Below are 21506 nucleotides of genomic sequence, written 5' to 3' on the forward strand. Positions count from 1 at the left end.
GTTCCGAAGGATAGCAGCGTGACGATGGAAAACTGGACGCGGAAAGAAATGAAGGGCATTCCAGCATCACTGAATGCCCTGTGGACGCAGAAAGGTGAAGACGGCTGGCGTTACGCTGTGCAGTTGGATGAAAGTCACGCTAATGCTCAGGGCGTTATCCATGGTGGTGTCTTGATGACCTTTATGGATCACGCTTTGTCTTTGATGGTGTGGGAAAAGTCAGATCGAGCCTTATGTTCCACCGTTCATTTAGACAGTCATTTCCTCAGCGCCGTCCATCCTCCAGCTTTTGTCGAGCTTGAAGGCGAGATCCTGAAACAGGGACGAAAGCTGGCCTTTGCCCGCGGTGTCCTCAAAGTGGATGGCAAAGCCGTGATGGAAGGTAAGGGTGTGTGGAGTATTAGCCGCCCTTCTAAAAAGTAGTCGTCCTCCTAAAAAATAGACGCCCTTTTAAAGAGTCGTGGTCAATACATTCTCACTCTAAGTTAAAATCCTAAGTGAAAAATCCAAGGTAAGGGCTACCCGCCCTTACCTTGGATTATAACGAGCCGTCAGCTAGTGGCCACATATGTATCTCTGACGTTTTATCAGTGAAGATATGCCGATGTGTGGCGAACCATTATTTAGTCGTTAACATCATCGTCTTCAGGCATATCGACATTTACGTCGGGTACACTTATCGTCTCGGTCTTGGTATCCACGTCGACGTCGACGTCTGGCACTTCCATTTCGACCTCTTTAGACTCCACAGAAACATCTGCAGTATCGACATCATATTCGGGCATATTCCCTCCTTCCATGGAAACATCCACATCGGGAAGTTCGCCCTCTTCAGTTTGGTCGACGTCACAAGCTGACAAAGTAGCTACGGCACTCAATAACATGGCACTGTAAATCATTTTACGTTTCATTTGTGGAACTCCTTTTTTGGGGGTTACTTAGGTTTAAGCAAAAGTCACACCAAACCAAAGTGCTAAATTTCTGATCTTAAAAGGCGATGTGAGCTGCCCATTTAATTACTTGAGCGAGATATATGACGTGTATGCTCTCTGATCTCTAACACGGTCGGGTTAGCCATCAATGCTTCAAGATTACATACAAGGCGTGAATAATCCCTGGGACAAAACCAAGCATTGTAAGAAGAATATTCAACCAGAAATGGCCTTTCAGCCCAATTTCCAGAAACACTCCAAGGGGAGGGAGTAATATGGCAAAGAGGATTTTTATGGGGTCTGTCGCTGTGACTGGCATGTAAGATCCTTATTGAGTTACTAATTCTTACCTTGAGTATATATGCACTTATCATGCCATAGCCTATCCCGCGGAGTTTAAGCGCATTTGGCAGGTTTATTGTGTCGTTTTTACAGTCGAAATTGTAAATATGATCATTGATGTTTTATAAGGTGGAATATTGAGCTTGGGTGTGGACTCTGAAAGTCGTTAAGAGTAACTGTGTTAGTGGATATAATTTTCAGGGCGTCAGTCTTAACACCAATAATTTTCAGCATAATAATTACGGAGAATAAAATGAGAAGATTAAATAAATTATTGTTGTGTATGGCGGGAGCCCTCAGTCTTCTGCACTCGGGTGGTTTTGTCTCGGCCAATCATCATGAAGAGAACGCCAACAAGGAAGCACCAGTGGAACACGCAACAGGGCCTTATATTAAACCCGATGTACGTGCGTATCTCGATAATCTTAAAGCGCACCCCCGTCCTAAATTTACTCGCCAAATGTTGACAATGATCCACAAACTGCCGCCCGAGAAGATGAAGAATACCGATGATCTTCCCGTGGGTGATTTAGCAACGGTTGAAGATGTCATCATGCCGGGTCCAGACGGCGATATCAGAATGCGTTTATACGACTCTCGTGCTGAGCGTGAGGCAGGGCCGGTGGTTGTATTTTTCCATGGTGGTGGTTTTGTTGTGGGTAGTATCGAAACCCACGAGGGGCTGACTGCGGAAATGGCTCGACAGCTTGATCTCCCCGTTATCTCGGTGAACTACCGATTAGCGCCGGAAAGTCCTTGGCCAGCTGCAGTGGATGATGGCGAAGCAGCCGCTCGTTGGGTGGCCGAAAATAGTAAAGCATTCGATCGAAACTTTACCGGGCTCATCATCAGCGGCGACAGCGCGGGCGGAAACATTACTCTGGTCACGACGTTGGCGTTGCGTGATAAACCAGCGGCTTTGCCAGTAATCATGCAGCTGCCTATTTACCCTGCCTCAGACAGCACAAAAAAGTATCCCTCTGCCGAACAATTCGGCCAAGGCTTTGCTCTCGATATATCTGATGACAAGAATGACTTTTATGCTGCTGACCCGCAAAGCGTTCGTACTTCACCTTTGCTCGCCAACCTTGAAGGTTTGCCGCCTACGGTGCTGGTCACTGCTTCGCTAGACCCTCTTCGCGATCAGGGACGAGCTTATGCGGCCAAGCTGATCGAAGCTGGCGTGCCCACCATCTATTATGAAGCCAAGGGGAATATTCACGGGTTTGCCACTTATCGCAAAGCCATTCCGTCTGCTCAGCAGGATACGTTAGCGTTTTTGAGGCTGGCGAATGCGATGCTAAAAGAGGTGTTGAGCGACGTGAGACGTTAAGCCACCTTGTCGGGTAGGCACAGCTGAGAGTTCTTGCTCAGAATAGTTTGCTGTATTAATATACAGTAATTAATTCTGAGCAATTTCTTAAAAAACTAACCATGAATCCATCTCGTCAGTTTTATCGCCGAGGACTCAACCACAAAGGTTTGAATGAAAGCTTGGTTGACTCCGTGGACGCCACCCCTGTCAGCTTTGTCGACGTCAGGAGGCGGTTTGGCTTTCGCTCCATCAGTGTCGGACGCTGGGTTACCGAGCAAGAGCGCGATCGTGCGGCAGGGTTGTTTTACGATGCTCTGGTGGATTTAATGACGATTCTACAAGGGCCTGAAACCTTGATTTCGCTGCGAGGTGCGCTGTCTTTTCAGTATGGGATTGGCGGCCGACCCGGTATTTCGGCGTTTTATAACCCTTCAGCCAGAAGTTTTTCTCTGGCAAAAAATGCTGGCCCCGGCTCCATTGCCCATGAGTGGTTTCACGCGCTGGATCACTATCTGGCTGATAAGGCGTTCAGTGATGTGTCTTCTGACTGTTATGCGTCCGAGGCCTGGCTGAGTGAGGCGACGCCAGTTGCACATCCGATTAACGATTACCTCTTTGCTTGTTTTAGAGCAATTTTTCTGGATGAAAATTCCGATAAGCCCAGTGAACTGGTTCGTATTTCTCTTCAAGTGGATAAAGCGCAAGGCTGCAACTACTTCAGCAAACCGGTAGAGCTGTGTGCCCGCGCCTTTGAAGCCTTTGTGCAAGATTCTCAGATCAGTAATAATTTTCTGGTGTCCGGAACGAAAGCCACGGAAGAGGCGCGTATGGGACTTTATCCTACAGGCGCTCACAGAGAGAGGATTAACTCGGCTTTCCAAAACTATTTCTCGTGCCTGGGTTATGCGTTACAGGCCCGATCGGGTTAATGCGTTATACGCTTGTATCTTCTCTGCCAGGTGAGGGTACTAAAAAATTGTTGTTAGGGTTGTGGCTTTTATCTTCAATATTGACCTCCTCCGACCGTTCTTTAAGTTGAACTCCAGAGAGCTGGCGCCTTCGGGCTTCCGTCAAAAGATAGACCGCTTTGTGACAGGCGTCAGAGTATTGCAATCCCGCGGGTCGAATATTGGAAATACAATTGCGCTGAGCATCACTGCGACCCACCTTGGGATTCCAGGTCAGATACAAGCCCATACTGTCGGGAGAGCTAAGACCGGGACGCTCACCGATCAAGACCATCACACACTGTGCTGACAACAGTTCACCTACCATATCGCCAATCGCAACTCGTCCCTGTTCAACAATGCACAAAGGAGCGATGCGCCACGGTGAGGGACTTTGCAATAGTTTAGGAATTAACGTTTCCAAAAAGGGTACAACGTTTTCCTCAATGGCCAGCGCAGACAGACCGTCGGCAATTACAATAACCAGCTCGACGGGTTCTTCTGATTCTACTACTTCTGCTTCTACTAGATGACCGGTGAGCTTTTGTTTCGACGCAGTGTTTAAGCTTCGACCATAATCCGGGCGTTGCAGGTAACTGGCACGATCAGGTGCTTCGCTGTGCAAACAGAAAACCTCGTTTGAGGCTGACCATGGCTGTTGTTCACCAGATTGTTGTTCAAACGGTTGCTTAAGTCTTCGTTTTAGCTCTAGGGCCAGTCTGTCCACATCAAAAGGATGGTGAACGGCGTCCTGCGCCCTGGCATGATCCAGCTGAAAGGCCAGTAAGTGTTGCGTGGGAAGGCTGATACCCGCGCGGCCGAGGCCAATACGGGCATCGGTGAAAGCCTGCAGTCGCTGCCAGGTATTCTCAATAACCGGGCTTTTCGCTTTAGAGACAGAATCGGGTTTGATCATAGTTGCCGGTCAGATAAATGATTTAAAGGACGCTGAAATACCTCTGGAACATTTGGGTTAAGCGTGAAATTGTCACGATTGCGTAATATATCCATGGACTGCAGCCAGTCATAAAATTCTGGTGCGGGTTTTAAACCCAGTGCACGGCGAAGATAGAGTGCATCGTGAAACGAGGTGGTTTGGTAGTTGAGCATGATGTCGTCAGCACCGGGGACGCCCATTATAAAATTGCATCCGGCGACGCCCAGTAAGGTCAATAAATTATCCATATCGTTTTGATCGGTTTCGGCGTGGTTGGTGTAGCACACATCGCAGCCCATGGGTAAGCCGAGTAATTTTCCACAGAAATGATCTTCTAGACCGGCGCGGGTTATCTCTTTGCCGTCGTATAGGTATTCAGGACCAATAAAGCCCACAACCGTATTCACTAATAACGGATTAAACTTTCGAGCCACGGCGTAAGCGCGGGCTTCGCAGGTTTGCTGATCCAGATTGTGATGCGCACCGGCCGACAGAGCGCTGCCCTGGCCGGTTTCAAAATACATGACGTTGTTGCCCCGGGTGCCGCGGTTGAGTGAAAGGGCTGCGTCCTGTGCTTCCGCCAGAGTGGCAAGGCTAAACCCAAAGCTGTCGTTGGTTATCTGTGTCCCCCCAATGGATTGAAACACCAGATCCACAGCAGCGCCCTGTTCAATCGCTTCGAGGGTATTGGTGACGTGAGTCAGGATGCAGGATTGGGTGGGAATCTCATAATGCTCAATGATCTCAGCTGTCATGTTTAGAAGTCGGCAGGTTTGTGCGACGTTATCAGTGGCGGGGTTGATGCCAATAACCGCATCGCCGTTGGCGAATAACAGTCCGTCTAGAATACTTGCCGCGATACCGGTTAAATCGTCCGTGGGGTGATTAGGTTGTAGGCGGGTCGATAAGTGGCCGGGCAGGCCCAGCGTATTGCGAAAGGCGGTTGTCACATGGCATTTTTTAGCCACCAATATCAAATCCTGATTGCGCATGATCTTACTGACCGCGGCCGCCATTTCAGGGGTAGTACCAGCCCGAATCTGGCTCAATAACTCAGGGGACGCCAAATCACTGAGCAGCCAATCTCTGAAATCTCCTACGGTTAAATGAGAAATGGGCTCAAACGCCGCTTTCTCATGATCATCAATGATTAATCGAGTGACGTCATCTTTCTCGTAAGGAATCAAAACATCGTCTAAAAACTGTTTCAGTGGTACAGATGCCAGTGTCATTTGGGCGACGACACGTTCTTCAGCTGAGACTGCGGCTATACCCGCAAGCCGGTCTCCTGCCCGGTCGGGCGTTGCTTTGGCCATCAGTTCCGCGAGATCTCGAAATTGATATGTCAGTGCTCCGACGGTGTTGTGAAATTGAAACCTGCGATCCGACCTTGTCATGGCTTATTCGCCTGATGGAATATGTTGTATAAGATATCCTGGTGTGAGCATTATTTGATGGCTTCTGCTTGATGACTGGATGAGGCCTCATGAACATCCTGTGTTTGTGTGGCTTTTGTCGGGTTTTGGGCCTGCAGAGCATTGTTAACGGGTACCTTTTCCTGGGCGAGGTTGACGGCACGAATCGGATAAGGAATGACTATGCCCTCACTCTTGAACCGTTTATGTAACGCTTTGATAAATGCGGAACGAATAAAAAATTGGTGAAAGTACTCCTGGGCTCGCAGCATTACGGTAAAGTTGATACTGGAACTGTCGAACGTGTGATAAACCACAAAAGTATCGTAGGTTTCGACACCCCAGGGGTGATCGTTCAGAATCTCTCTGGCGACTTCCAGCGTCACTTCCTCAACCCGCTCTAAATCGGAGTCGTAATGCACACTGACTTCGACGGGAACTGACATTTCTTTTGCCGGATAAAAGTAATTAATAATTTTTGATTTGGATAACTCACTGTTTGGCATGATAACTGTGTTGTTTGGCAGCATCTTGATCCAGGTAGAACGCCAGCCAATATGTTCAACAAATCCCTGTTCACCAGAATCCAACTCAATAAAATCGCCCACCCGAATGGGCTTGTCGATGATCAATTGCACACCGGAGAAAAAATTCTCCAGCGTAGGTTGCAAGGCTAGTGCAACCGCCAATGAACCAATGCCCAGTGACGCGATAATGGGCGTGATCGAAATACCCAATGTGCTCAGCAACATCAGCAGGCCAATGCCGATAATAAACGCGCGGCTGAGACCTTTTACAATGGTTTGGCTGTCGCGCAAGACTTCGGATTTCTTGACGTGGCGGCTGATCGAAGCCACGCACACGCGATCAATAAAAATCACTATCGCCAGTACGAATAAAATAATACTGGCAATATGGCTGTATTGAGAAATTCCTGAGTGAACAATATCGCTCGCAGTAAGCAGGTGATTTAAAAGGTTTATATGCAGCAGGATAATAAGCAGTGTAAGTGGCAAACTGCTGGATTCAATAATCAGACTGTCAAACCAGAAACTGGTTTTGCTTATCCAGCGGGTCAAATGTCTTAATACTATCCTTTTCAGCAACAGGAAAATAAGTAATGAGATGAGGCTGATGAGCAGGCAGGTAACCAGAGGAGAATCAATTATAGAAGCAAGATCGAAGCTTTGTATGATCGGTTCCTTCATAGATCTAACCTGATTTCACGAAAGAATGATCAATACATTATGCAAGCTCTATTCCGTTAATGACGTAAGGAATAAGTAGTGATATGACAAAATACTGCATCAATAGGCAGCGTTTTAGAGGAGGGCGAACACATTTGGTGCCTGCCAAGCCCTATGAGTGAATCTCGCTGATGGTTCGGTTGCGTCCTGCTTCCTTGGCCTGATAAAGATGGTTGTCCGCGGTATCCAGCATTTTCATTGAATCCGATGGGTCCAGTTGAGTGCACAGGCCAAAACTGATCGTGACTTGAAGATCTGGATGGATTGTCTGCCATGGGTATTGCTCAACGGACTTTCGTATACGTTCAGTGATGGTAAATGCTTCATGTGCATCGGACTCAGAAAAAATGATGGCAATTTCCTCACCACCGTAGCGAGCCACCACATCACCATCTCGCACACTCTTCTGAATGATATGTGCTACGGCGGTTAGCACTTGGTCGCCAATCAGGTGAGAGAAGTTATCGTTGATGGATTTAAATTTATCGATATCACCGAGGACGATTACAAACGGATGGTTATAGCGTACGGCATTGGCGTGTAACAAAGTAAACTGTTCATTAAAAAAGCGGCGGTTGTGCAAACCGGTGAGCTCATCGCGAACACTGAGTTCTTTTAATTCCAGAGCCTGCTTTTCGATGGTTTGATGAGACGTTTTAAGTTCTTGATAGGCACTGGCCAGTTCGTTGTTCATTCGATTGAAGGCGCTCGCAAAGACACCAATCTCGTCATTAGAGGTAATGTTCACTTGTTGACGTAATTCACCATTACCCATGTTCTTAACTGCAGAAGTAAGCTTTTTAAGCGCTGAAGACAGCCGCGTTCCCAAGAAAAAGCCCACAACCAGATTGATAGCAAGTGCAATGATAAGTCCTGTGTAAAGGGAGGTCTTTAGTACATCCAGATAGGCTTTGTCATTATCATTTAGGGGAGGGTCTTCATGGGTAATGACAAAAGCAACCGTGCTGCCATTCACCTGGAGGGTATCTTTATGGGAGAAGTCTGCAAATTTCACTTGCTCTCCCACATCATGGGTTTTTGTGGGTACAAGAACATGACCAACCGGATCAACCACCAAAAATTCAAAGGGAGGAGAGGTTCGACGCTCCGGACGAGGTGGAGGGGGTGATCCGGGGCCCATTCTTGGAGGCCCAAAAGAATGCCGTGGTCTCTGTCGGTTGCGGTCCATATACCCCCGCAAAAAGCTGGAAAACTGCCGTGCTTGCTCTGAAGTGCCCAAGCTGGCACCCGTGCCCAGAAATGCCCCAATACTCTGTTGAAAGACCTGATAATGCTGCTTTTTGGCCATCGACACAAAACGCTGCTCGATCAGACGAGGAGTAATTATAGCCACTACAGTCAATGTCAGAAGACTGGTGGTGAGCATGGCAAGGGTCAGTTTGACCGTTAAAGAACGTAACATATTCAGTCTGGGGGTGAATTAGTAAAGTTTCACATGATAGCGGGATTGGTGGAGTTGTTACAGGGGATGCTGATGCGGTGAACGCGTGTCAAGGCTTGGCTTCAAAGATGTAAGTCCCCTTGTGATCCATCAGTGTGGCATGGCTGACATTATGAAATTGCACTTCTTCACTATCCAAATCCAGGGTCCCGGTAATGTGAGCGTCGAGGATGTATGGTGTGGTAGGGTTCTTATTAGGAGACAGGTTGCGGCGAATAAATTCCAACAGAGCAGAGTCCGAAATTTTTATACGTTCATTCTTTGCATCAGGTATCGTTACAGAATGTAAAATATCTTCTAGGGAGTGTTGTGAAAACTTGGCTTTATTGTTCTCTGACCCGTCCAGTAAATATAGATTCAGCACACCGTATTCGTCTTCGTAGCCGATAAGTAACCCTAATACATCGACCACACAGAACTTGTGATTATTAAACATACCAAACCTACTTGGATTGATGTTAGGCGCATCCCTGTTTTTAAAAACTAGTCAAACATTATTGATCGTTGAAGAAGGTGTTTAGAGCCTTCATAAATTCATCGAACTGATCGTGATGAATCCAATGGCCAGCGTTTTCGAATTCCACACTTTGATGATTGCAGAAGTGTGCTGCACTACCATCTATGGCTGGGCTGCTGGTCCAGCTGTCAGAGCCCCAACAGATTAACGTGGGTGATGTGATTTCACGCCAGTAGGCTTCAAGGCTAATGGCAAAGTCTTCGGGTAGAAAATTGCCGGTGGCCGGATCGTACTTCCAGCCATAGCCATCATCGTATTGACACACGCCATGGGTGGCCAAGTGACTGACTTGCTCGGCGGATAAATGTTTATTGACCTTGGCCATACGGGCAATGGCTTCATCCAGGGTTGCGAAACCTCGTGGAACTTTGTTCGCTGTTTTCTGACTTTTTTCCAGCCAGTAGCGTGAGCGGTTAACAACGCCATGCTTGTTCCAGGCTTCGACAACCGAAGGGTAGGGGCCCATGGCATCCACCAGTACCAGTTTGTCGACTCTCTTAGGATATAACGCGGCAAAGCGTGTTGCAGGGTTTCCCCCTAGTGAATGGGCGACGATGGTTACGGTTTCAGCATCGAGACTGTCCACAAGGTCCACTAAATCGTGCAATAGGTAAGGGTTGTGGTAGGCGCGGTCTGGCGACCAGCCACTGTCACCATGACCTCGTAAGTCCACAGCGATCACGTGCCAGTTTTGACTCAGGTCACGAGCTACCCAGTCCCAGCTGCGGGCATGATCATGCATGCCGTGCACCAGTATCAGCGTCGGAGCTAAGGTATTACCCCAATCCAGATAGTGCAGCTTTAACCCTTGAGAATGAAAGAATTTTGATGTGGGCTCAGTGTTGTCGGACATTTGTGTGACTCTGTTTGCAATTATTTTAGCTATCTGATGCAGATTTCTATGATCGTCGAGAGTTATATCCTACTGGAAACTGTCAGAGTTCGCATCGAAAGTGTTTGTTCACCCTCTATAAAGGTTGGCGTTAAGAGTTTTGTGGTTTCTACATGCGGTGTGATATTGGTCAAAAATTTCAAAAGCTCACCGAAATCATTTCGCAAATATTGAAACCTATATCTGTCCGTTCACAAATGATACAGCTGCTCTATTTATACTGGAAGTTATAGCGATACGACTATTTTCAATAACACAAATTATTAAGCGAGGATAAAACTATGCGATTACATGTGCTAGTGACCATACTGTCGTTAACCGCAACTTCCTTTGCAGTGGCCGATGATAAAACGGTAGATGCAGCTATTGGCGGCGGAATCGGCGGTGCCATTGGTGCGGCGGTCGGTAATGAAGTGGGCGGTCGTGACGGGGCTATTCTTGGTGGCGCGATTGGTGCGGCAACAGGTGCTGCGGTAACAACTCAGGACAATGACCGTGATCAATACCGGGATGAGCATCGTAAACATCGGCATTATGAACATCACGGGAAATACAAAAAACATAGCCACTTTTGTCCGCCGGGACAGGCGAAAAAAGGGAACTGCTAAAACCCTGAAATCATCTGGTTAAGACATGTTCTTAACCAGATGATCATTTCAATTTATCCCGTTAGCTCCCTTTGGAATGTGCAAGTTCCGTGAGAGTGTGCTTATCTATTCGAGCAGCTATTTGACTGCTGAATTGGTATTTCCGTATTCATTGTTCCTGGCGATATTTCCAGCGCCAATCAAGCGATTCAGTTTGTATGATTGTGCTCTATTACGGCTCTTCTGCGGTGATGGGGTAGTTGCTCCTTGCTGTACACGGATGTTGAACTATAGAATCCAGAGTATAACGATCATAGATTAACGCAGAGTTGAAAGGAGCAGAATATGTCTGAATTACTGGTTGCAGATTACGAAATCCGTCAATTGTACGGCCGCTTTATTGACGCCGTATATCGCAAGGATGGTAATGCTTATGGAAATCTATTCGCGGAAAACGGCGAGTGGAAGCTGGCGGGAATGCATATGAAGGGTCGTGATGAAATCCGCGCAACTTTTGACAAGCTACTGGGGTATACCGCTCAGGTACAAATGATCCTGGGTTACCCAACCCTGAAAGTGGATGGTGATGAAGCCATTGCCCGTATTCATTGTACTGAAATTACCAAGATGCCGGATGGCAGTTCGTCCATGGCGCAGGGGGTTTACTATGACCGCTTTGTGAAGGAAAACGGTCACTGGGTATTTCGCTGGAGACACTTCTCACTGGGCTATCGCGGACCGATCGATTTTTCTGAAGAGCTGGTGGACGGGCCGGATTACGGCCCATTCCCCGGTATGCCCGAGTGGGATGAGGTGACTCAAACCCGCCTCAAGCAGGACTGATTTCGCAGTCTGCACTGTACTACCCTCAGTAACAAAACCCTATTGGTCAGTATGTCCAGTGTAACCGCTGTGCATACTGACAATATCGCCAAAATCACATCTCGCCAGCAATGTAATGGCTTCTGTGCGGGAAAGCCTCGGTTGTGTGGGAAAGTCTCGGTCGATTTTTGGCGCAGAACCCGTGATCAAATACCGATACACTGAGCTCATAAATAATTGTAATCAGAGATAAGAATGATGAAAAACTCCGGTTCACCCAAACTGGTGAAGTCTGCCATTCGCACCATGGAATTGTTTGCGGCGTTTGCCGAAGCCAAGCGACCGCTGTCTCTGGCTGAAGTGGCGGAGGCCATGGCAGCTCCGAAAAGCAGCTGTCATGAATTGATTCAGACACTGGTGCATCTTGGTTACGTGTTGGTGATTGATGGCGGTAAACATTACTACCCCTCGCGACGCTTGATGGATTTGGGCGAGCAAATAAACCGCTTCAATCCGATCAAGGAACGTGTCGAGAATATCTTGAAGCGTCTGCGGGACGTTACCGGCGAGACCATATTTATCGGTCGCCTTCAGGGACAGCAAGCGGTATATACCGAAGTGTTTGAGGGCATTCATGCTATTCGGTTTACCGCGAGGGCGGGAGACTTAAAAGATCTACACGTCAGTTCCATGGGGAAGGCATTGCTGGCCATCATGGAGCATGGAGAGCGCGATCGATTGATTTCAAAATTGGAATTGACCAGCTTTAATGACAACAGCATCACGGAAGCAGCGGCATTGATACAAAGTCTTCAGGCCGGTTTAGAAAAAGGCTTTTTTACCTCTGAGGGTGAATCACTGTCGGATGTGATGGGGGTGGCTGTACCGGTCAGAATACAGGGGCACCAACTGGCTTTTGGTCTTGCGGGGCCTATTTCGCGGGTGAAGAAAAACCTGCCTTCTTATGTGAAGGTGCTGAAAGAAGGGAGAGAGAAGCTTCAGCGCCAATAACCTGATTTCAAGATGATGAATGACAAAATGCCTCTTTAATGTATTCAGCAGGGTTGATTAGTCGTTCAGACGTTGTACTATCTCATCAGTTGTTTGTATCTGCATAATATTGTTCGTATATGCGAACATAAAGTTATAATAATAGCCAACCAGGAGCAGAGTATGACTGAGCTATCCGTAGAATCCATTTCCCCGGAATTGGGTGCACGAGTCTATGTCGCACCGGATCATTTGCTGGATGAAGGCGTGCCGGAACAGTGTCTGGAGTTGTTGAATAAGCATGGTGTGCTGGTGTTTCCCGCTATTGGCATCAGTGATGAATTGCAGGTCGAATTCAGTAACCGCGTGGGAAAGATGAAGCCTTCTAAGATCTATTCATCCGGTAATGGCGAGGAGAAATCCTTGGGCATTTACAAAGTGACTATGGATCCGAAGCGCGCCAAATTTATCGATTACATCGTCTCCAATGAGTATTGGCATATGGATGGGACGAGTTATGCCATTCCCCCCAAAGCTACCAATCTTAAATGTGAAATGCCTTCCAGCAGTGGCGGCGATACCGAGTTTGCCAACCTGTACCTGGCTTACGAACAGTTACCCGCGGAGAAAAAAGCACAGATCGACGATCTCAAGGTTGTGCATGGCGTTGTGGCAGCGAATCTGCGTTGGTGTAAGAACCCGTCCCTGGTTGACCTGGAACGCTGGATGCGCGATGGCCCTGCCACAGAGCAACCGCTGGTGTGGAAGCAGGCCGATGGTCGGAGCGCGCTGGTGGTAGGTTCCACCGCAGATCATATTGTGGGGATGGACCTGGACGAAGGTCGTGCTCTACTGAAAGAGCTGCTCGATTGGTGTACTCAGCCACAGTTTTGTTATCGCCATCAATGGCAGCAAGGCGATATGGTGATCTGGAATAACCCTGGCTTATTACACCGTGCGCACCCTTACACTCAGGATTCTGGGCGTCTTATGCATCGCACCACCATTACGGGTACGGAAGCGCTGTCTTGAGGTTATCCATCATTCTGACGGCCACTTATGAATCTCTAATAAATACAATACAGCAGGAGTAGAGCATGTCTAACTCAGAATCGGTAGCACCCAAAAACAAAGTCGCCGTTGTCACCGGTGCTGGCCGCGCCATTGGTTTGGGCGCCGCCATTTGTAAGTTTTTAGCCCGTGATGGTGCGGATATCGCTATGTGGGACTGGAATGTGGATGAGGCTGGCCCGATTGTGGAAGAGCTTAAAGCCATGGGGCGCAAAGTGGTTCTTTGTCAGGTGGACGTATCCAGTCGCAAATCGATAGAGGCGGCTGCGGCCACTACCCGCTCAGAGTTGGGACCTATCAATATTTTGGTGAATAATGCCGGTATCTCACCGGAAGAGGATTTTGTCGACATCAGTGATGAAGAACTGGATAAGGTTATCGATATCAACCTGAAAGGCGTGTTCTATTGTACCCAGGCTATTATTGACGACATGATCGAAGCCAAGTGGGGACGTGTGGTGAATATCTCCTCGTCCAGTGCGCAGACGGGAGCCAAACGCATGGTGCACTATGCGGCAACCAAGGGTGGCGTGATTGCGTTCACCAAGGCGCTGGCTCAGGAAATGGCGCCGCTGGGTATTACTGTCAATAACGTACCGCCGAGTACTGTCTATACTGATGGTCTGAAATCGGTGGAGGATCGTTTCCCGAATGGTTTGCAAGGGTATGTGGATCAAACGATTCCGGTGAAGCGCATGGGGCAGCCAGAAGATATTGCTAACGCGGTTGCGTTTTTGGCATCTGAAGCATCCGGATACATTACTGGCCATACGTTGAGTGTGAACGGTGGCCGCTTTATGGGGTAGTGTTTGGCGCCTCCGGCTTATATTGTCCGGGCGTCAGACTCCTGGCGCTCTTCAGTCTTTCCTGCTTTTTCTTGCGGCCATTTATGACTGGCTTTCTGTGCCTGTTGGGGGTGGTCCAAGGCTGTGTATCCATCCTCCGTGTCGATTAAAAGTCACCCAAAGTAACACCTAAGTGAAGTAAGTACCCTCAAAAGCAACGCCCCGGGCCGGTGGAGTGGCTTAACGTATTTGTTAGTAGACAACACTGTTGATTTTCTATTAACATCGACGCATGTATTTATACAACACTGGTGGTTATTTGGGCCTCATTTGGTCAAGATACACATCAGGACAGCGAACAGAATCGGATCAGAGAGGTTGGTTATGAAGTGCGAGCCCACAAAGGTGCCTTCACCAGAAGAGATTGACATCGAGGCAATCAAGGAAAAATATACCGAAGAGCGCAATAAGCGTATTCGTCCTGACGGCCAAAAACAGTACGTTAAGACGAAAGAAGAGTTTTCTGAGGAATATTTGCACGATCCTCATACACCAGTTGAACCGCGTGATCCTATCTCTGAAGATTTGGAAGTGGCCATTTTGGGAACTGGTTGGTCAGGCATTCTGGCGGCCTATCATCTGAAAAAAGCGGGCGTGACCGATTTCCGTAACATTGATCACGGCGGTGATTGGGGTGGTGTTTGGTATTGGAACCGTTACCCTGGCATCCAGTGTGATAACGACGCCTATTGCTATCTGCCGCTGTTGGAAGAAACGGGCTTTATGCCCAGCAAAAAGTATTCGGACGGTTTTGAAATCTACGATTATTTCAAAATTATCGAGAAGAAATTCTCTCTGGGCGAAAAGGCTTTGTTCCACACGTTGATTACCGGTCTGCGTTGGGATGAAGAGATCAAGCGCTGGCGCATCAGCACCAATCGTGGTGACGAAATTCGCGCGAAGTTTGTGATCATGGCTAACGGCCTGCTGAACATTCCGAAGCTACCTAAGATTCCAGGCATCCACGAATTTAAAGGCAAGATGTTCCACACTTCTCGCTGGGAATACGATTACACCGGCGGTAGCTATCGCAGCCCGGTACTGGACAAGTTGAAAGACAAAAAGGTGGCCATTATCGGCACCGGCGCCACGGCCATTCAGGCGATTCCCTATCTGGGCAAATATGCGAAGCAGGTCTATGTGCTGCAGCGGACGCCTTCACCGGTGGATCAGCGTAACAACAACCCGACCGATCCCGAGTGGGCTGCATCCCTGAAACCGGGATGGCAAAAAGAGCGCATGGCTAACTTCCACCGTGCGGCACTGGAAGGTCGTTTCCAGCCGGGCGAAGAGGATTTGGTAGGTGACTTCTGGACCGAGATTACCCGCAACCTGATGGCGGAAATTCGCGCTGAAGGTCGTGAGGACGAAATTTCCATTGAAGAGTACTACGGCCGTCGCGACACCATGGATTATCAGGTGATGGAGCGTATGCGTCGTCGCGTTGAAAGTCTGATCGAAGACAAAGATACGGCAGAAGCGTTGAAAGTCTGGTACCGCTTCCTGTGTAAACGTCCATTGTCTAACGATGATTACTACGACACTTTCAATCGTCCGAATGTGAAATTGATTGATGTATCTGGCACCCAGGGTGTCGAGTGCATGACTGAAAGAGGCTTTATTGCCAACGGTGAAGAATACGACATTGATTGTATGATCTTTGCCAGTGGCTTTGAGGTGACCAGTGATCTGGATCGTCGTTGGGGCATTGATACGTTCGAAGGTCGAGATGGTATTTCTATCTACGATCACTGGAAGTACGGTTACAAAACTTTGCACGGTACCATGACCTCCAACTTCCCTAACCAATTCTTTATTGGCTACTATCAGGGTGGTGTGAATGCGACTACCACTGAGCAGTATGGCGGTCAGGCTGCGCATTCGGCCTATATCATTAAAGAAGCGTTGGCGCGCGGCTACTCTGCTGTTGAGCCGAGCCAAGAAGCCGAAGAAGCTTACGTGAAACACATTCGCGAAACCGCTGTTGATATCAGCGAATTCCAGGCCCAGTGCCCCCCAAGTTACTACAACAACGAAGGGCAGAAGGTAAAAGGTGAGGACGGGGAATTGAAATTCCGTAACTTCCTCGGTGAACCCTACGGTCTGGGTTGGGATGCGTTTGAGAAGCTGTTGGCAGATTGGCGCGAAAAGGGTGATCTTGAAGGGCTGAAAACTGAGTAAGCCTGTTAGCGAAACTTATAACTATTAATATCAGTGAAAACATTAAGGGTAGCCGTTCTGCGTCTGCCCTTAATGTGCAAGCCAGGAGAATGTGATGCGTATTCCAACCGTTACCGATCATGGAGAGCTCAGCGACGAGGATCTTGCCGAACCGTTAACGTATCCAGTTGAAGCTTTTATTTCTCCAGAATATGCCAAAGCCGAAAAGGACCTGCTGTGGCCGAAAGTCTGGCAGATGGCCGCTCGCTTAGAAGATATCCCCAATGTGGGTGACTTTATTACCTACAACATCTGTGATGACTCCTTTGTCATCATGCGCTCCAGTGAAGATACGATTCGCGCGTTTTATAACGTCTGCCCACACCGTGGTCGTCAATTGGTGAACACGCCGGACGATGTGAATTGTGTGAAAGGTCGTAAAAAGAACTTTGTCTGCGGCTTCCATGGCTGGACCTTTAATCGGGATGGTGAAAATACATCTGTTCTGGATAAAGACGACTGGAAAGGTGTTCTGGAAGATAAAGAACTGACTTGCCTGTCACAGGTGAAAGTGGATACCTGGGGTGGTTGGATCTACATCAATCAGGATCCTGACTGTGAACCGTTGAGCGAGTTCCTGGGTGAAGCAGGACGCATTCTGAGTCACTTTGAATTTGAAAAAATGCGCTACAAATGGCGTCAGTGGGCAGTATATCCGTGCAACTGGAAAACTGCGATTGAGGCTTTCATGGAGCCTTACCATGTGGCGGGCACTCATACCCAGCTTCTGAAATACGGTGAGTTCTATGCCTACAGCAAACCTTACGGTTTGCATGGTGTGAGTGGCTTTGATGAGCGCGATGCGGCGAACAAAAACAGCCAAAGCACGTCGGTTACCCGTACTGGCCGTAAAGATCAGGATCCGCGTATTTCGACCTACGAACTGATTCGAGAAAACTACGAAACCGTAAACTACGCAGCGTCTACTGAAACACTGGTGAATGCCGCCAAGCGTTTGGTTGATGAACTGCCGGAAGGCACGCCCGGTAATGATGTCATTGCGCATCTGATGAAATCCGCCAAGGCTGATGATGCGGCTCGCGGTGTAATCTGGCCGGAAATCCCGCCAGAGGTGATGTCTGAAGCGGGTCTGGCCTGGAGTATGTTCCCGAACCAGACTATCTTGCAGGGTGTCACTTTTGCGCTGTGCTACCGTGTACGTCCATACAAAGATGATCCGGACAAGTGCATATTCGAGTCTTACGCGCTCGAACGTTTTCCTGAGGGCGAAGAGCCTAATGCAGAATGGGTTCACGCAGAACCGACTGCTGAAAATTGGGGATCCGTTTTGGCACAGGACTTCGACAACATGGAATGGGTTCAGAAAGGAATGAAGTCTCGCGGTTTCCGAGGGACTCTGCCGAATCCGCATCAGGAGCAAAAGATCACCAACTTCCACCGCCATCTGTCTCGTATTATGGGCGCTGGTGAGCCGAAACTTATTAAGAAAAAATAAAGACATAACGTTATAGGCCAGACTCAAATCCGACTCCCAGGCATGGGAACCACCGAGGTTTGGCGTCTGCCTGGCACATTAAAATTTTGGAGAAAAGAACATGTCTGTACCCGTTCATGAGCGAATTATTGATCTATTGGAAGCCGAAGGCATTGATACTCTGTTTGGTATTCCTGATCCCGGCTTTATTCACATGGCGATGAAGTGTGAGCAACGTAATTGGAAAGTCATTGCCCCCAAGCATGAGCAGAATGGTGGCTTTATGGCCGACGCCTGGTCTCGTATGACCGGCAAGCCCGGCGTGTGCTTTGGTACGCAAGGTCCTGGTGTGACTAATTTGGCGTCTGCAATGATCGTTGCCAAAAAAGAAGCAACGCCAACGATCTTTTTCGGTGGCAATCGCTCCCGTACTGCCAACCAGCGTGCCCGTGTGGGGCGTATCCAGTTTATGGATCAGATTGAGCATTTCCGTCCACTGGTAAAATACGCCGCCATTATTGAAGAGCCGGATCAGACGGATGAGATTATCCGCGAGGCCATTCGTCAGTGCACAACCGGCAAGCCCGGTCCTGTGTATGTAGAGCTGCCTCTGAGCGTGATTCACGAAACGTTCAACTGGCCGCCGCTGATGCAGCCTGAGCAATACCGCATGGTGGAACAAGCTGCCAGTGGCACGATGATTAACAAAGCTGTAGAGCTGATCAAGGCGGCTAAGCAACCTGTAATGCTGGTAGGACAGGGTATGTTTACCTCCCGTTCTCACGCTGCTGTTGCTGCCCTGGCTGAAAAGCTGGATTGTCCTATTTTGCAAACCTCTGGCTGCGCCATGACCATTAAAGGTCAGGAAGATCGTACCTTTGCTTATGGTTTCTCTCCTGCGGGCCGCGCTGCCGCCAGTGAATCGGATCTGTGTATCGCTATCGGTACTGAGCTGGGCGAACCTGTGCATATGGGTATTGGTCGTCACTGGGAAAAAGGTGATGCCAACCGTAAGTGGATCTATCTGGATCGCGATGCATCAGCTATGGGTGTTAACCGTCCTATCGACGCACCATTGGTCGGTTGCATGCGCGACATTCTGCCGCAACTGTCGGAAGCGTTGGGCGCCGATTATCAGCGTGAAGGAACGAGTGAGTTTGCCGACTGGAAAGTCATGCAAAAAGAGTGGAAGGCAAAACTGTTGGATGAAGTACCTACTGGTGGCTCTCCCGTGCATCCTGCTCGCTTGATCGTTGAGGCGACTAAAGTTATTCCTGATAATGCGATCTACGCTGCCGATGGCGGTTCAACCACCATCTACGGTTGGACTTACAGCCAATATAAACCTGAAGATCTGGTTTGGAACCAAAACACAGGTCAGTTGGGTACGGGCTTGCCTTACGCTATTGGTGCTGCGCTGGCTACTGACGCCACACGCCCTGTTGTCTTCGTGACCGGTGACTCTTCGTTTATGTTTTCACTGAATGAACTGGAAACCGCAGTTCGTAAGAAATTACCTATCGTGACTGTGGTAGCGTGTGACTACGCCTGGGGTCTGGAAGTGGGTGTTTGGAAGAAGCAGATTGGTCCTGATTCTCCTGAAACAGAAGCCCAGTGGGGTAATTGGGTGCGTTTCGACAAGATTGCAGAAGGCTTTGGTGCTCATGGCGAATACGTTGAAAACGAGGCTGATATTGCACCTACCGTTGAGGCTGCTATTGAGCGTGCTATGGCCGAGAAGAAGCCTGTTGTGATTCAGGTTCCAGTTGATGCCTACGCCAACGCCATGGACGCGCCTAACTACGAAGAATTTAAATCCTGGTATACCGATTTTAAAGCGGGTTACGGTGCAGACGCAGAAGACGCCTACTAAGCCAGCGATGCATTTGCTATGAACCCCACCCAACACCTTTAAAAGGTGTTGGGTGAGGTTGTCACAGTTTTAGTGACTGCTGTAGTTAAAACGTAGTCATAGCTTACATAACGTAGTCATAACTTAGTTAAAACGTAGTCCAAAACTTAGTCCAAACTTGGATAAAACAGTCGTTGCGAAACCACTGCGGGGTGAGAGAATTATGCGCGAATCATTGCAATTTTATATCGATGGACAATGGGTTGATCCTGTTGACGAACTGAAAACCGTAAATACTATCAACCCTGCAACCGAAGACGTTTCCGGTAAAATTGCTCTGGGTGCTGAAGCGGATGTTGATAAAGCAGTACAAGCGGCACGTAAAGCGTTTACAAGCTGGTCCCAAAGCTCTCGTGAAGAACGTCTGGCCCTGTTCGAAAGAATCCTGGACGAGTACAACAAGCGTTCTGGAGATCTGGCAGCTGCAATCACTGATGAGATGGGCGCGCCTCAAGGCCTCGCGAACAGCTTTCAGATCGGCCTGGGTCTGGGACATTTAACAACAGCCATTGATGTGCTGAAAAATTTCAAGTTTGAAGAGTTGCACGGTGCAAGCTTGATTGTGAAAGAGCCTATTGGTGTCTGCGGTCTTATCACACCTTGGAACTGGCCAGTGAACCAGGTGACAGTCAAGGTCTTCCCGGCCATTGCCACCGGCTGTACTGTGGTACTGAAAGCGTCACAGGAATCTCACTATTCCGCACAGGTTCTGGCTGAAATCCTCGATGCTGCCGGCGTCCCGGCGGGCGTATTCAACATGGTTCAGGGCAAAGGTTCTGTTATTGGTCCGGCCATGGCCGAGCACGCTGAAGTGGATATGATTTCGATCACTGGTTCTGAAACCGCTGGTGCGGATGTCGCTGCACGTTCTGCCAAGAGTATTAAGCGTGTTTGTCAGGAGCTGGGCGGCAAAGGCCCCAATATTATTCTCGACGATGACAACTTCGCGGAAAATGTGTCCGGTGGTGTGACCACCATGATGGTGAACTCCGGCCAAACCTGTAGTTCGCCTTCACGCATGCTGGTGCCTAACTCCCGAATGAATGACGCCATTGCCGCTGCCAAAGAGGCCATCACTCAAGTGACTGTGGGTGATCCAAATGGTGATTTTGCGATGGGACCTGTGGTTTCTGAAAAGCAATTTTCTTCTATTCAGACATTGATTCACAAAGGCATCGATGAAGGCGCTGAGTTGATCGCTGGTGGCCCTGGCCGTCCAGAGGGATTGGATAAAGGCTTTTATGTCAAACCCACTGTATTTGCCAATGTCAGTAACGATATGACCATTGCCCGCGAGGAAATCTTTGGTCCGGTATTGGTCATTATTGGCTATGACGATATTGATCACGCCATTGAAATCGCTAACGACACTGAGTTTGGATTGGCGGGTTTTGTCGCCGGTAATGATTTGGATGTATGTCGTTCAATTGCTCGCCGAGTGCGTGCAGGCTCTCTGTCCATCAACGGCGGTTTTGATTTTCATGCGCCTTTCGGTGGTTACAAGAAGAGCGGTAACGGTCGTGAATGGGGTGAGCATGGTTTTCATGAATACCTGGAAATCAAAGCTATTCAAGGGTATGAGCCCGCTGCAGCCGAGTAATTTAATTCGGTATCTGAG

Annotated in this window: 20 protein-coding genes; 12 read left to right on the plus strand and 8 right to left on the minus strand. The window is 48.6% G+C overall.

Features of this window, described 5'->3' with window-relative positions; genetic code table 11:
* The first annotated feature begins 24 nt into the window (after nucleotides 1-24).
* Nucleotides 25-423 (plus strand): PaaI family thioesterase, encoded by a 399-nt coding sequence (locus ACTG33_RS02245; RefSeq protein ID WP_439133578.1) that lies wholly within the window; start codon nucleotides 25-27, stop codon nucleotides 421-423.
* Nucleotides 424-623: 200 nt separating this feature from the next.
* Here ACTG33_RS02245 and ACTG33_RS02250 read toward each other — a convergent pair whose 3' ends face one another.
* Nucleotides 624-911: a hypothetical protein gene (locus ACTG33_RS02250; RefSeq protein WP_439133551.1), complete on the minus strand. Its 288-nt coding sequence runs from the start codon at nucleotides 909-911 to the stop codon at nucleotides 624-626.
* A gap of 166 nt (nucleotides 912-1077) precedes the next feature.
* Nucleotides 1078-1251, minus strand: coding sequence for a YqaE/Pmp3 family membrane protein (locus ACTG33_RS02255; protein WP_439133552.1), 174 nt, complete (start codon nucleotides 1249-1251; stop codon nucleotides 1078-1080).
* A 276-nt stretch (nucleotides 1252-1527) separates the two neighbouring features.
* Here ACTG33_RS02255 and ACTG33_RS02260 point away from each other — a divergent pair, with 276 nt between their 5' ends.
* Nucleotides 1528-2607 carry an alpha/beta hydrolase gene (locus ACTG33_RS02260; protein ID WP_439133553.1) on the plus strand — a complete coding sequence of 360 codons (1080 nt, stop codon included), beginning with the start codon at nucleotides 1528-1530 and terminating at the stop codon, nucleotides 2605-2607.
* Between the two features lie 101 nt (nucleotides 2608-2708).
* Nucleotides 2709-3518, plus strand: coding sequence for a CLCA_X family protein (locus tag ACTG33_RS02265; RefSeq protein ID WP_439133554.1), 810 nt, complete (start codon nucleotides 2709-2711; stop codon nucleotides 3516-3518).
* A gap of 4 nt (nucleotides 3519-3522) precedes the next feature.
* Here ACTG33_RS02265 and eutC read toward each other — a convergent pair whose 3' ends face one another.
* The 6 genes from eutC to ACTG33_RS02295 all read right to left on the minus strand — a co-directional run bounded on the left by eutC (nucleotide 3523) and on the right by ACTG33_RS02295 (nucleotide 9967).
* A complete protein-coding gene (eutC, locus tag ACTG33_RS02270; RefSeq protein WP_439133555.1) occupies nucleotides 3523-4452 on the minus strand; it encodes an ethanolamine ammonia-lyase subunit EutC in 930 nt (309 codons plus the stop codon).
* Nucleotides 4449-5870 (minus strand): ethanolamine ammonia-lyase subunit EutB, encoded by a 1422-nt coding sequence (locus tag ACTG33_RS02275; protein WP_439133556.1) that lies wholly within the window; start codon nucleotides 5868-5870, stop codon nucleotides 4449-4451. The genes eutC and ACTG33_RS02275 overlap by 4 nt, the downstream gene beginning before the upstream one ends.
* A 50-nt stretch (nucleotides 5871-5920) precedes the next feature.
* On the minus strand, nucleotides 5921-6967 hold the full coding sequence (locus ACTG33_RS02280; RefSeq protein WP_439133557.1) for a mechanosensitive ion channel family protein: 1047 nt from the start codon (nucleotides 6965-6967) through the stop codon (nucleotides 5921-5923).
* Between the two features lie 280 nt (nucleotides 6968-7247).
* Nucleotides 7248-8558, minus strand: coding sequence for a GGDEF domain-containing protein (locus tag ACTG33_RS02285; protein ID WP_439133558.1), 1311 nt, complete (start codon nucleotides 8556-8558; stop codon nucleotides 7248-7250).
* Nucleotides 8559-8646: 88 nt separating this feature from the next.
* Complete coding sequence (locus tag ACTG33_RS02290) at nucleotides 8647-9033, minus strand: hypothetical protein (RefSeq protein ID WP_439133559.1); 387 nt, start codon at nucleotides 9031-9033, stop codon at nucleotides 8647-8649.
* A 58-nt stretch (nucleotides 9034-9091) separates the two neighbouring features.
* Nucleotides 9092-9967, minus strand: a complete 876-nt coding sequence (locus ACTG33_RS02295; protein ID WP_439133560.1) for an alpha/beta fold hydrolase — start codon at nucleotides 9965-9967, stop codon at nucleotides 9092-9094.
* A 320-nt stretch (nucleotides 9968-10287) separates the two neighbouring features.
* Between ACTG33_RS02295 and ACTG33_RS02300 the strand changes: the two genes are divergently transcribed.
* The 9 genes from ACTG33_RS02300 to ACTG33_RS02340 all read left to right on the plus strand — a co-directional run bounded on the left by ACTG33_RS02300 (nucleotide 10288) and on the right by ACTG33_RS02340 (nucleotide 21488).
* Nucleotides 10288-10614, plus strand: coding sequence for a glycine zipper domain-containing protein (locus ACTG33_RS02300; RefSeq protein WP_439133561.1), 327 nt, complete (start codon nucleotides 10288-10290; stop codon nucleotides 10612-10614).
* A 324-nt stretch (nucleotides 10615-10938) separates the two neighbouring features.
* Nucleotides 10939-11436: a nuclear transport factor 2 family protein gene (locus ACTG33_RS02305; protein WP_439133562.1), complete on the plus strand. Its 498-nt coding sequence runs from the start codon at nucleotides 10939-10941 to the stop codon at nucleotides 11434-11436.
* Between the two features lie 234 nt (nucleotides 11437-11670).
* Nucleotides 11671-12426 carry an IclR family transcriptional regulator gene (locus ACTG33_RS02310; protein WP_439133563.1) on the plus strand — a complete coding sequence of 252 codons (756 nt, stop codon included), beginning with the start codon at nucleotides 11671-11673 and terminating at the stop codon, nucleotides 12424-12426.
* Between the two features lie 162 nt (nucleotides 12427-12588).
* Nucleotides 12589-13437: a TauD/TfdA dioxygenase family protein gene (locus ACTG33_RS02315; RefSeq protein ID WP_439133564.1), complete on the plus strand. Its 849-nt coding sequence runs from the start codon at nucleotides 12589-12591 to the stop codon at nucleotides 13435-13437.
* A gap of 65 nt (nucleotides 13438-13502) precedes the next feature.
* A complete protein-coding gene (locus ACTG33_RS02320) occupies nucleotides 13503-14282 on the plus strand; it encodes an SDR family NAD(P)-dependent oxidoreductase (protein ID WP_439133565.1) in 780 nt (259 codons plus the stop codon).
* A 363-nt stretch (nucleotides 14283-14645) separates the two neighbouring features.
* Nucleotides 14646-16502 (plus strand): flavin-containing monooxygenase, encoded by a 1857-nt coding sequence (locus tag ACTG33_RS02325; RefSeq protein ID WP_439133566.1) that lies wholly within the window; start codon nucleotides 14646-14648, stop codon nucleotides 16500-16502.
* A gap of 94 nt (nucleotides 16503-16596) precedes the next feature.
* Nucleotides 16597-17997, plus strand: coding sequence for an aromatic ring-hydroxylating oxygenase subunit alpha (locus ACTG33_RS02330; protein WP_439133567.1), 1401 nt, complete (start codon nucleotides 16597-16599; stop codon nucleotides 17995-17997).
* Between the two features lie 100 nt (nucleotides 17998-18097).
* Complete coding sequence (locus ACTG33_RS02335) at nucleotides 18098-19849, plus strand: thiamine pyrophosphate-binding protein (RefSeq protein ID WP_439133568.1); 1752 nt, start codon at nucleotides 18098-18100, stop codon at nucleotides 19847-19849.
* Nucleotides 19850-20051: 202 nt separating this feature from the next.
* Nucleotides 20052-21488, plus strand: coding sequence for an aldehyde dehydrogenase family protein (locus ACTG33_RS02340; RefSeq protein WP_439133569.1), 1437 nt, complete (start codon nucleotides 20052-20054; stop codon nucleotides 21486-21488).
* The last annotated feature ends 18 nt before the right edge of the window (nucleotides 21489-21506 follow it).

Source organism: Pseudomaricurvus sp. (genome assembly GCF_965662505.1).
Lineage (GTDB): Bacteria > Pseudomonadota > Gammaproteobacteria > Pseudomonadales > Cellvibrionaceae > Pseudomaricurvus.